Raw genomic sequence first — 12,132 nt, forward strand, 5'->3', positions numbered from 1 at the left:
TGAAATTGTTAATTGAAAATAGAATGATATATTTAACCTAAATCTATTAAAAACCATCTCATGGAAGAAAGTAAAAGTTTATTTAAAACCTATAGCAGTATTATTTGGCTTTTGTGCGGTATTACAGTTGGAAGCATATTAGGGCTTGTTTTTGGAAAAGAAGTTGCAATTATTAAGCCTTTGGGTGATATCTTTTTGAATTTGCTTTTTACTGCAATTATTCCATTGATATTTTTTACGATTGCTTCCTCGATCGCTAGTTTAGAGAAGTCGGAAAAGCTCGGTAGACTTTTTTTTATAGTGATTATTGTTTTTTTAGGTACGGTATTAATTTCTGCCATGCTAATGATGGTTGGCGTAATGGTTTTTCCAATTCATCAAGATATTGTGATTTCGACACTGCCAGTTGAAGATATGGTAGCAACTGACGGAGGCTCTCAAATTACACAGCTTTTAACTGCCAACGATTTTTATGAACTACTTTCCAGAAAATCTATGCTTGCCTTAATAATTTTCTCCTTTCTTATTGGATTCTCTAGTTTAAGGTCAGCCGAAAAAGGGGAGAGTTTTAGAAATTTTCTAAATTCAGGAAATGAGGTTATGAAACAGTTATTGCATCTGATCATGAAAACAGCTCCCATAGGTCTAGGTGCTTATTTTGCATACCAAGTAGGGATATTTGGGCCTCAATTATTTGGTGCCTATGCAAAACCATTAGGTTTGTATTATGGTGTTTGCGCCTTTTATTTTGTGGTATTTTTTAGCTTGTATGCTTTTATAGCTGGAGGTAAATTAGGGTTGAAAACATTTTGGACCAATAACATAACACCTGCTTTAACGGCTTTAGGAACCTGTAGTAGCATTGCTACGATACCCGCTAACCTAGAAGCTGCAGAAAAGATGAAAGTTCCAGCTTATATTAGGAATGTGGCTATTCCGTTAGGCGCGCCACTGCATAAGGATGGTTCAAGTATGTCTTCAATTATTAAGATAGCAGTTATTTTTGCTATGTTCGGCAAGGATTTTACTGACCCAATGACCTTGCTTACCGCATTAGGAATAACAGTAATTGTTTCAGTGGTTGAAGGAGGGATTCCAAATGGTGGTTATATTGGAGAAATTTTGGCCATTACAATTTATGGTTTTCCTATGGAGCAAGCGCTACCTGCAGCCATGATTGTTGGAACTTTGGTTGATCCTATGGCGACTTTGTTAAATGCAAATGGAGATGTTGTCTCGGCTATGGTGATTACAAGGATTTCTAATGGTAAAAATTGGCTTTTGGAAGCAGCTGAATTTAAAAATTAGACCGAATAAACTATTAAACTCTTTTGATTGGTAGTGATTTACGAGTGTTTTTTTACTTATTATGTAATTTAAAACTAGTTTTTTAGAGAATTCCTTTTTAGTTACTTAAAATGAACTTTTTTTTTGATGGCCTTAAAAATAATTAATACATTAGCAAAGAATTAAAAGTAAAAAAGTCCTAATGACTACTAACCGATTTTATTTTAGCAATACTTATTATTTCTTCTGGAAAGAGGATAGGGATTGTTATATGGTTATTTAATTGATAGAATTAAATCATAATTATAAATATACAATCCCGATGAAAATCGGGATTTTTTTTTGGAATAAATGGAAGTAAAAGTCGCAATACAGGGAATAAAAGGTTCGTTTCATCATCAAGTAGCGCAAGAATACTTTGGAGAAAAGGTTGAGGTAGATGAGTGTTTGTCTTTTGATGAACTTGTAGATAGTATTTTGTCTGGAAAAACAGAGCAGGCTGTTATGGCAATTGAGAACTCTATTGCAGGACCTATTATTCCTAATTATGCTTTAATCGATAAAAATAATTTACACATTATTGGAGAACATTATTTGCGAATTCATCAAAATTTAATGGCCTTAGAGGGACAGAAAATGGAAGATATCACGGAGGTGCATTCGCATCCAATGGCTTTGCTGCAATGTATGGAATTCTTAAAGAAGTATCCGGCGATAAAGTTGGTTGAAGATAAGGATACGGCTGAAACAGCGCGAAGAATTCAAGGAAATGAAATTAAGGGAATTGCAGCGATTGCTAGTAAAACAGCCGCAAAAATGTATGGATTGACAATTTTAGCAGCCGAGATTCAAACTATTAATCACAACATGACACGATTTGTGATTTTGAAAAAACAAAATTCCTTTGTGTCAAAAGAGGAGATTAATAGAGCATCATTAAAGTTTGAATTGGATCATAAAAGAGGCAGTCTAGCAGCAGTTTTAAATGTGCTTAGTGATTGCAAGATGAATTTAACAAAAATCCAGTCCTTACCTAAAATTGAAACACCCTGGAAATATTCCTTTTTTGTCGATGTTACTTTTGATAAGTATGAAGATTATGCAAAAGCCAAGTCACTTTTAGAAATTATGGCGGAGTATTTAAAGGTTTTGGGAGAGTATAAAAATAGTAAACCACTACTTTAATTAAATAGAATAAAATCCTGAAAAGGAAAATAATAAAGAAAGCATCACATGATTACTACCGCAAAACGATTAGATATTGTTGAAGAATATTATTTCTCAAGTAAATTGAGAGAGGTGCGACAGCTTGCCGCTGAGGGAAATCCTATTATTAATATGGGAATTGGAAGCCCTGATTTGAATCCGCCACAAAAAGTAGTTGCTGCTATTGCCGCTGCGATGCAAGATGATAGTGCACATCAATATCAAAGTTATCAGGGTTTGCCAGAGCTACGTCTAGCCATGGCTGATTTTTATTTAAATAATTATAGTGTTGCCGTTAGTCCCGTTACTGAAATTTTACCCTTGATGGGATCTAAGGAAGGTATTATGCATATTTCGATGGCTTTTTTAAACGAAGGCGATGCCGTTTTGATTCCGAATCCCGGTTATCCCACCTATACCTCAGTCACGAATTTAGTAGGAGCGGTACCTGTATATTATGATCTAACAGAAGCTAGCAATTGGGAACCAGATTTTGATGCACTTGAGAGGTTAGATTTATCAAAAGTGAAGTTAATGTGGATAGGTTATCCTCATATGCCTACTGGTGCAAGAGGGAGTTTAGCGTTATTTGAAAAGTTAGTAGCTTTCGCTAAAAAGCATCATATTCTATTGGTAAACGACAACCCTTATAGTTTTGTTTTGAACGATAATCCTATGAGTTTATTGCAAGTAAAGGGTGCAATGGATGTCGCTTTAGAGCTGAATTCTTTAAGTAAAACGTTTAACATGGCTGGATGGCGCGTGGGAATGGTGGTTGGAAATGCTCAGGCGATTGATGCGGTTTTAAAAGTAAAAAGCAACATGGATAGCGGGATGTTTTATCCGGTACAAAAAGGAGCTATCGCAGCTTTAAAAAGTGATGCTTCGTGGTTTGAATCGATGAATACAATTTACCAAAAGCGACGTGTCCTGACAGAGCAATTAGCCGAAAAGTTAGGTTGCCAAGTGTATAAAGAAGGTGTTGGACTCTTTGTTTGGGCGAAACTACCAGCGGGAATTACATCAGCAGAAGATTTTATAAATGACATTTTGTACCAAAAGCATATTTTTATCACTCCAGGAACAATTTTTGGGAGTAATGGAGAGGGTTATATTCGGTTTGCACTTTGTGTTAAAGAAGAAAAAATTCAAGAGGCTATTGATCGATTTAGTGTGGTGAAATGATAAAAGTCGGTAATAAGCGATTGGCCTAGCCCTGATAGTAGAGGAAATCCTTTTATGCCGAACCGATAGGTTTAGGGAGGCAAAAAAGATTGAAACGGATAGCAGGAATGGCTACTAAAAAATAAAAAATGAACGTATTTGTTATAGGAATAGGATTAATTGGAGGATCAATGGTCTTGGATATAAAACGGCTGCATCCTGAAGCGACTGTTTATGGCGTTGATACAAATGAAACACATTTGCAAGAGGCAATAGCTTTGGGAGTTGTTGACCTGGCAGGAAAAATGGACGAGCTCCATATGGCGGATTTTGTGATAGTTTCCGTTCCAGTGGATGGGGCGCTAGTTGTTTTGCCACAGGTTTTAGATTCGATAGGTGATGAGACGATTGTATTTGAAGTTGGATCGACTAAGGCGCCTATTTGTAAAGCAGTAGCCTTGCATCCGAAACGCCGAAATTTTATTGCTACGCATCCGATTGCGGGAACTGAGTTCTCAGGTCCGTCAGCAGCGATTTTGGGATTGTTTGAAGGAAAAACAAATATTATTTGTGAAGTAGAGCGTACGGCTTTTAAGCTACAAGAAAAAGCATTAGAGTTGTTTAAAGCATTAGGTATGCGCATTAGGTATATGGATCCTAACTCGCATGATAAGCACATCGCCTACGTTTCACACTTATCGCATATTAGTGCTTTTATGTTAGGAAAAACAGTCATAGAAAAAGAGAAACACGAGCAAGATATTTTTGATATGGCGGGCTCCGGATTTGAAAGTACAGTGCGATTGGCTAAAAGTTCCCCAGCAATGTGGACACCCATTTTTAAGCAAAATAAGGAACAGGTAGTCGAAACACTAGAGGAATACATCTCGAATTTGACGCAATTCAAGGATTTGTTAATCAATGATGATTACGAGGCGATTTATCAAGAAATGCAGAGCGTTAATAAGATAAAAGGAATACTAAACGGAATGAACGTAAAAAGATAAAACTAAAAATTAAAGAATAAAAACTAGAAAGATGGAAAACAAGAAAGAAATGAGAAATTGGTTGAATGAATTTAATTTAACTCACCCATTTGTGATAGCAGGACCTTGTAGTGCTGAGACAGAAGATCAAGTATTGAAAATTGCTCATGAGTTAAAAAATTCAGATGTAAGTGTTTTTAGAGCGGGTATCTGGAAACCAAGAACGCGTCCAGGAGGATTTGAAGGTGTTGGAGAGATAGGATTAAAATGGTTGCAAAAAGCGAAGGCCGAAACAGGTTTGCTAATGGGGACTGAGGTAGCTACTGCTGCTCACTGTAAGCTAGCATTAGAGCATGATATTGATGTTTTATGGGTTGGCGCACGTACTACTGCAAATCCGTTTGCAGTGCAAGAAATTGCAGATACACTCGCAGGGACGGATAAGATTGTTTTAATTAAGAATCCTGTAAATCCTGATATGGCTTTATGGTTAGGTGGTGTAGAGCGTTTGTACGCTGCAGGAATAAAAAACTTAGGAGTAATTCACAGAGGTTTTTCTACGTATGAAAAAACCAAATACCGTAACATTCCAGAATGGCAGATTCCTATTGAGTTGCAAAATAAATTCCCTGATTTACCGCTACTTATCGATCCGTCGCATATTACAGGTAATCGCGAAATGATTTTGGAGGTAACACAAGAAGCGCTAGATTTGAATTATGATGGTATGATTATCGAAACGCACATTGACCCAGATAATGCTTGGAGTGATGCTGCGCAACAGGTAACTCCAGATGCGTTAAAACAAATTTTCAAGGATTTGAGAGTGCGTAACGTGAGTGTAGATTCAGATGAATACACTACAAAAATGACAAAGCTACGAGCAACTATTGATGTGCTTGATGCTAACTTGTTGGAGTTGCTTGGGAAGCGTATGAAAGTAGCTGATGAAATAGGTCAGGTAAAAAAAGACGCTAACGTTGCTGTATTGCAAAACAAGCGTTGGAATGAAATTTTAGGGAAAATGATTCTTGAAGGAGAGAAAAAAGGACTTACTGAAGAGTTTGTACTCAGAATGTTTAAAGCCATTCACCAAGAAAGTATTGGTCATCAAGATAAGGTGCTAAACGCTTAATTAAATATTTTAGCAAAATAATAAAAAACCTACATTCGTGTAGGTTTTTTTTGTACTATTGCACCTTAATTTATTTCAAATATTTACATCAACCTTTTTTTTATGAAAAAACTAATCGCATTATCATTCTTATTCTTAAGTTTTCTTGGGTATTCTCAAAAACAAATTTTTGAAAATCCACAAATGGCTACATTAATTAAAGAGCACAAAACAGTTGCTATTATTCCTTTTACAGTTAAGATTACTTACAAAAAACAACCTAAAAATTTTAATGCGGAAGCTAATAGTGAGCAAGAAGCTAAAATGTCTAAATCAATTCAATCAAGTATGTATACTTTTTTACTGCGAAAAGTAGATAATTACAGCGTAGGTTTTCAGGATGTTGATAAAACTAATATTCTATTAAAAAAGGCAGGAGCTTTAGATAAACTTGATGAATTTACAAAAGATGAAATTGCAAAAATTCTCGGAGTTGATGGAATTATAGGTGGGACATTTGAAACAGAACAATCAAAATCTGAAGCAGGGGCAATCGCATCAGCAGTTTTATTTGGAGGTTTTGGAGGAAAAACAGGAACGGGAACATTAACGATGACCATAAATAATGGTAAGGACGGAGATTTGCTATGGAGATTTTTCAAAACTATGGATCAAGGTTTGGCTTCTTCCACTGATGACATAGTAGAAAGCATGATGCGTAAAGTGTCTAGAAATTTTCCTTACGAAAAATAAGGTATGCATCTCAAGATACAAATCCCCTTGGCTTATTAAGTTGAGGGGATTTTGCTTTTAGCGAAGTTTAAAAAACTTTGAACTTTGAACTTTAAACTTGAAACAAAATTTTACCTTTGCTGCATGACAGGACTCGTTTATAAATCTACAGGAAGTTGGTATACCGTAAAATCAGAACAAGGGGATTTTATTGAATGCCGTATAAAAGGTAAATTCCGTATAAAAGGAATTAAAAGCACCAATCCAATCGCGGTTGGAGATGTTGTAGATTATGAAATAGATGAGACCTCGGATGCAATCACGGGAACTATTTTTAATATCCATGAAAGGAAAAATTACATCGTGCGCAAGTCGGTTAATTTATCACATCAAATGCATATTATTGCCAGTAATATTGATCGTGTTTTTTTATTGATTACCATAAACAATCCACCTACGACTTTCAACTTTATTGATCGTTTTCTAGTAACTGCTGAAGCTTATGGTATCGAAACTATTTTAGTGTTTAATAAAATAGATACTTTTGACGAGGCGACCTTGGATGAGCAGTTATACATGCAACATGTCTATCAAGAAATTGGATATAAATGTCTTAGAGTTTCCTCTACTGAAATGAAGGGAATCGAAAAGTTGAAAGAAATGATGCTAGATAAAGTGAGTATGTTTTCAGGACACTCAGGTGTTGGTAAGTCAACTTTAGTGAATGCCATGGAGCCAACCTTGCATCTTAAAACTAAAACTATATCTGAAGCTAGTAAACAAGGGCAACACACCACCACTTTTGCTGAAATGTATGATCTAGCTTTTGGGGCACGAATTATTGATACTCCCGGAATCAAAGGTTTTGGGGTAGTCGATATGGAGCCAGTTGAAATTAGCGGTTACTTTCCTGAGTTTTTCAAATTAAAAGATCAATGTAAATTCAATAACTGCATACATAAGGACGAACCTAAATGTGCGGTAAAGGATGCATTGGAAAAAGATGAAATAGCATGGTCCCGCTACAATAGTTACCTTAAATTATTAGAAGGTGATGACGAAAACTACCGTACAGATAACTATGATGAGGACCGAAAAGAGAGTGACAAAACAAGAGGTCTATGAGAGTAGTATTACAGCGAGTAGTATCAGCATCCGTTACAATTGATTCAAAAATTGTAGCCGATATAAAAAAAGGTCTGCTGGTGCTGGTAGGAATTGAAGATGCCGACTCCCAAAATGATATTGATTGGTTGGTGGGCAAAATTGTCAATTTGCGAATCTTTGCAGATGTTAATGAGGTTATGAATTTATCAGTCCTAGATGCAGGCGGAGATATTATCGTTGTTAGTCAATTTACACTTCACGCAGCCACAAAAAAAGGTAATCGCCCTTCCTATATAAAGGCATCCAAGCCTGAAATCGCCATTCCGCTTTACGAGAATTTTGTACAAAAGATGCAGTTTGCTCTAGGTAAACAAATTCAAACTGGAGTTTTTGGAGCTGATATGAAAGTAGCTTTAGTGAATGACGGTCCTGTAACTATAATGATAGATAGTAAAAATAGAGAGTAAATTTCTTGTTTATCATAAGATTTTATTTATTTTTGGAAGCCACAAATAATTAAATGCCAAAAACAAAATAGAAGATCAAAGCAACTTGATCTGGTTATTTTGTGCCAATTATTTGGCTTTAATTTTACTTAAAAAAAATGGTGTTTAAAAAAATAGTATTTCTTCTTATTCTTTTCTTTTCAATTGCAACTAAAGCGCAAAAAATTGAATACAGTGCATTAAATATAGCAGATAGTCTTAAAGACAACGCTAATGCTGTAGTGCGATTAAATCAGGTTGATATTATAATAGCGTCTCAGCGGGAAATGAAAATTAACACGTTGAGAGTCATAACTGTCCTTAACGAAAAAGGATTGTCAGCCATTGATGCGGTCGAAAATTATAATAAAAGAACCGTTATAAAAGATATCGAAGCAACGGTTTATGATATTTTAGGTCGAGAAATAAAAAAAATCAAACGAAAAGATTTTAAGGATGAAAGTGCTGCTGGTGGCAGTACATTATTTTCAGATAGTCGATATTTGTACTTGGATTATACTCCCATTCAGTATCCTTTTACGGTGGTTTATAAGAGCGAACTGCAAACCTCTACAACAGCATTTATTCCGCAATGGTATCCTTTTTCCAATTATTATGTAAGCGTCGAGAAAAGTATTCTCAATGTGAATTACCCAGATAATTTGGGTTTCAAGAAAATGGAATATAATTTTGGAGACTTTACTATTCAAAAAACGGTCGATACTCCAACACAACTTTCTTACAGTGCTACTGCTATTCCAGTACAAAAGATGGAAGATTATACTCCTGTATTTAGCTCTATTTTCCCAAAAGTAATGATGGGACTAGAGCAGTTTCATTTAGAAGGAGTGGATGGTAAAGCCAAATCTTGGAAAGAATTTGGAGAATGGTACTCTAGTCAAATATTATCAGGAACAACTGATTTGCCAGAGGAGACGAAAGCTAAAATGAAAGCACTTGTAGGTGATGAAAAAGACCCCATAAAAAAAGCGCGTTTGATTTACGATTTTGTACAAAAGAAATCAAGGTATGTTAGTATTCAAGTTGGTATTGGAGGATGGAAACCAATGCTAGCCACTGATGTAGACCGCCTTGGTTATGGCGATTGTAAAGCACTTACTAATTATACCAAAGCTTTATTAGCCGCGGTAGAAGTGCCTTCTTATAACGTGATATTGTATGGAGACACTACCAAAAAAAACATACAAACTGATTTTGTTTCCATGCAGGGCAATCATATGATCTTAGCAATTCCCAACGGCAACAAGTATACTTGGCTTGAATGCACGAGTCAAGATGATCCTTTTGGTTTTCAAGGTAGTTTTACAGATGATCGAGATGTTCTTGTAGTGAAACCTGAGGGTGGCGAAATCGTCCATACAGATGTTTATGATGATAATACCAACTCGCAGTTAAGTACCGGTAAATACGCAATTTCTGCGACCGGTGATTTAATTGGGTCGATAGCTATTGTGTCACGTGGTTCTCAGTTTGTTAATAAAGCGACTTTAGAAAACGAGCAACCATCGGAGAGAGACGATCATTATAAGGGGTATTGGAGAAACATACAAAACTTGAAGATGAAATCAATAGCATTTACCAATGATAAAGCTAAAGTTAGTTTTACTGAAAACGTTGAACTGAGCGCTGCTAACTACGGTAATCTTTCGGGCGGAAAAATGATGTTCGCAGTTAATGCTTATAATCAATATTTGGGTTCTGTAAAAAGAATCAGAAACAGAAAAAACCCTTTTGAAATCCATAGAGGTTATCTAGATACGGATCAAATTACTGTTGAATTACCTGCTGGGTTTTCCATCGAACATATGCCCACAAATTATGAACTAAAAAATAAGTTTGGGGCGTATTCAATAGAGTTCTCAAAGACGACCAATAATAGTGTTACTTACAAACGCTCTCTTTCGATTAAAAAAGGAATGTATCTAGCCTCTGAGTATGATGATTATCGTCTCTTTATGGAACAAGTAGCCAAAAATGATAATGCCAAAATGATTTTAACCCAAAACAAATAACCTATGAAATTTAAAAAAATAATTCTAGTGATCCTCTTGGTTGTTGTCGCACAGACAAACGCTCAAAATTTTGAATTAGGAAAAGTGTCAATTGCTGAACTTCAAGAAAAAAGTCATCCGAGGGAATCAGACGCGGTAGCGGCTATTCTTTTTGAAAAAGGAAAAAATAGTTTTGAATATTCAGAAAGCAAAGGTTTTGTCATGACTACTGAAGTCAAAGCACGAATAAAGATTTACAAGAAAGAAGGATATGATTGGGCAAATATTAGTTTAAGGTACTATATAGGCTCTGGAGCTTTAGAAAAGCTTTCCATTGCAGATGCAGTAACCTATAATTTGGTTGACGGTAAAATTGAAAAAACTAAATTAAAAAGTGATGGAATATTTGATGAAGAAGTCAATAAATATTGGGGGCAAAAAAAAATCACAATGCCAAATGTAAAAGAAGGGTCTGTAATTGAGTACACTTATGTTTATAAGACAGAAAGTATTTCAAGTCCGCATGATTGGTATTTTCAAAAAAGTATCCCAGTAAATTACTCTGAATATAAATCCAATATACCAGAATATTTTACTTATAATACAAACTTGAAAGGGTTTTATAATCCAAAAGTAACTGTTGAAAAAGTTATGAACTCATTTACTTTAAATTCAAAGGAGCGAGTGAGTGATGGTAGAGCTGTAACAACCTCTTTTTCAAGTGAAAAAGTGGAATATTTAGAGACTAGAACAACCTACGTTTTAGAAAACCTGCCAGCAGTAAAAGAGGAAGTGTTTGTTAATAATTCAGGAAATTACACTTCGAGGATTGTTCAAGAACTATCAATGACTAAATACCCTAATAAACCACCAACCTTTTATTCTACTGATTGGGCTTCTGTTGTGAAAACAATTTATGAAAATGATGATTTTGGTTCTGAACTTAATAAAACAGGTTATTTTGAAGACGATCTTAAAGTCTTATTAACTGGTATAACTAGCCCCGAGGATAAAATACAAGCAATATTAAAATACGTTAAAGCAACTATAAAATGGAATGATTATTATGGTTATTCTTGTAATGAAGGTGTGAGAAAGGCATACAAAGATAGAACTGGTAATGTAGCTGAAATTAATTTGATACTAACTGCCATGTTGCGTTATGCAGGTTTAAATGCTAACCCTGTTTTAGTTAGTACAAGGTCCAACGGTATAGCGATGTTTCCTAACAGGACTGCATTTAATTATGTAATTGCCGCAGTAGAAAATGGAGATACATATACTCTATTAGATGCCTCAGATTTGTATTCTACTCCAAATGTGTTGCCTATCAGAGCATTGAATTGGTATGGGAGATTAATTAGAAAAGACGGGACCTCTGTCGATATAGACTTAATGCCATCGAAATTATCTAATGATGTAACAACAATTTTTTATAAAATAGATGAAAAAGGGGTTGTAAGCGGAAAGTTAAGACGTCAACGTGATGAACATAATGCACTTGTTTTTAGAAATTCATTTAAGAATCTTAAAGAAGAGGCGTATATCGAAAAACTAGAAAATGATAATAATAAAATTGAAATTAACGAGTACAGTAGAACTAATGAGAAAGAACTGCACTTACCTCTTACTGAGTCACTAAGTTTTACTGGAGCCAATTTTAGTGAAATTATTGGTGGTAAGATTTACATTAAACCATTGTTGTCATTTGCTGGATCACAAAACCCATTTAAACAAGAAAACAGGTTGTATCCAGTTGATTTTGGTTTTCCATTTATGGACAAGTACGTCGTAAATATTGCCATTCCTGAAGGTTATACTGTTGAAAGTATTCCTGAACCTATTAATTTGGTGTTTGAGAATGAGATTGGTGTTTTTAAATGTTTAAGTAGTATTTCTGGAAACGCAATTCAAGTTATGTTAATTAACCAAATTAATATGCCAATCGTAGCGGCGGAATACTATTCGACGCTAAAAGATTATTTTCAAAAATTAACCGACAAACAAAACGAGAAAATTGTTTTGAGAAAAATATAACT

At 35.0% G+C, this 12,132-nt stretch carries 10 protein-coding genes; all 10 read left to right on the top strand.

The features are described 5' to 3' along the window. Positions 1–60: 60 nt before the first annotated feature. On the top strand, positions 61–1,308 hold the full coding sequence (locus ACZ2G0_RS05790; RefSeq protein WP_470309415.1) for a dicarboxylate/amino acid:cation symporter: 1,248 nt from the start codon (positions 61–63) through the stop codon (positions 1,306–1,308). Between the two features lie 330 nt (positions 1,309–1,638). Beyond that, positions 1,639–2,472: a prephenate dehydratase gene (locus tag ACZ2G0_RS05795; RefSeq protein ID WP_470309416.1), complete on the top strand. Its 834-nt coding sequence runs from the start codon at positions 1,639–1,641 to the stop codon at positions 2,470–2,472. Between the two features lie 48 nt (positions 2,473–2,520). Further along, positions 2,521–3,678 (top strand): pyridoxal phosphate-dependent aminotransferase, encoded by a 1,158-nt coding sequence (locus ACZ2G0_RS05800; protein ID WP_470309417.1) that lies wholly within the window; start codon positions 2,521–2,523, stop codon positions 3,676–3,678. 128 nt (positions 3,679–3,806) lie between these two features. After that, positions 3,807–4,664 (top strand): prephenate dehydrogenase, encoded by an 858-nt coding sequence (locus ACZ2G0_RS05805; protein WP_470309418.1) that lies wholly within the window; start codon positions 3,807–3,809, stop codon positions 4,662–4,664. 31 nt (positions 4,665–4,695) lie between these two features. After that, a complete protein-coding gene (locus ACZ2G0_RS05810; RefSeq protein ID WP_470309419.1) occupies positions 4,696–5,778 on the top strand; it encodes a chorismate mutase in 1,083 nt (360 codons plus the stop codon). Positions 5,779–5,880: 102 nt separating this feature from the next. Further along, positions 5,881–6,510: a hypothetical protein gene (locus ACZ2G0_RS05815; RefSeq protein ID WP_470309421.1), complete on the top strand. Its 630-nt coding sequence runs from the start codon at positions 5,881–5,883 to the stop codon at positions 6,508–6,510. A gap of 123 nt (positions 6,511–6,633) precedes the next feature. After that, positions 6,634–7,614: a ribosome small subunit-dependent GTPase A gene (rsgA, locus tag ACZ2G0_RS05820; protein ID WP_470309422.1), complete on the top strand. Its 981-nt coding sequence runs from the start codon at positions 6,634–6,636 to the stop codon at positions 7,612–7,614. Next, entirely contained in the window at positions 7,611–8,063 is a 453-nt protein-coding gene (gene dtd / locus ACZ2G0_RS05825; RefSeq protein WP_470309423.1) for a D-aminoacyl-tRNA deacylase, read from the top strand. The genes rsgA and dtd overlap by 4 nt, the downstream gene beginning before the upstream one ends. A 137-nt stretch (positions 8,064–8,200) precedes the next feature. Further along, the gene (locus ACZ2G0_RS05830) at positions 8,201–10,114 is read left to right on the top strand and encodes a DUF3857 domain-containing protein (protein ID WP_470309424.1); all 1,914 of its coding nucleotides are present in this window, start codon (positions 8,201–8,203) and stop codon (positions 10,112–10,114) included. A gap of 3 nt (positions 10,115–10,117) precedes the next feature. After that, the gene (locus ACZ2G0_RS05835) at positions 10,118–12,130 is read left to right on the top strand and encodes a DUF3857 and transglutaminase domain-containing protein (RefSeq protein ID WP_470309425.1); all 2,013 of its coding nucleotides are present in this window, start codon (positions 10,118–10,120) and stop codon (positions 12,128–12,130) included. The last annotated feature ends 2 nt before the right edge of the window (positions 12,131–12,132 follow it).

Source organism: Flavobacterium sp. KKT103, from assembly GCF_055640565.1.

Coding starts and splice junctions, on each gene's coding strand:
- ACZ2G0_RS05810 (WP_470309419.1), top strand. CDS start 4,696: ATGGAAAACAAGAAAGAAATGAGAAATTGGTTGAATGAATTTAATTTA.
- ACZ2G0_RS05795 (WP_470309416.1), top strand. CDS start 1,639: ATGGAAGTAAAAGTCGCAATACAGGGAATAAAAGGTTCGTTTCATCAT.
- ACZ2G0_RS05815 (WP_470309421.1), top strand. CDS start 5,881: ATGAAAAAACTAATCGCATTATCATTCTTATTCTTAAGTTTTCTTGGG.
- ACZ2G0_RS05800 (WP_470309417.1), top strand. CDS start 2,521: ATGATTACTACCGCAAAACGATTAGATATTGTTGAAGAATATTATTTC.
- dtd (WP_470309423.1), top strand. CDS start 7,611: ATGAGAGTAGTATTACAGCGAGTAGTATCAGCATCCGTTACAATTGAT.
- ACZ2G0_RS05805 (WP_470309418.1), top strand. CDS start 3,807: ATGAACGTATTTGTTATAGGAATAGGATTAATTGGAGGATCAATGGTC.
- ACZ2G0_RS05790 (WP_470309415.1), top strand. CDS start 61: ATGGAAGAAAGTAAAAGTTTATTTAAAACCTATAGCAGTATTATTTGG.
- ACZ2G0_RS05835 (WP_470309425.1), top strand. CDS start 10,118: ATGAAATTTAAAAAAATAATTCTAGTGATCCTCTTGGTTGTTGTCGCA.
- ACZ2G0_RS05830 (WP_470309424.1), top strand. CDS start 8,201: ATGGTGTTTAAAAAAATAGTATTTCTTCTTATTCTTTTCTTTTCAATT.
- rsgA (WP_470309422.1), top strand. CDS start 6,634: ATGACAGGACTCGTTTATAAATCTACAGGAAGTTGGTATACCGTAAAA.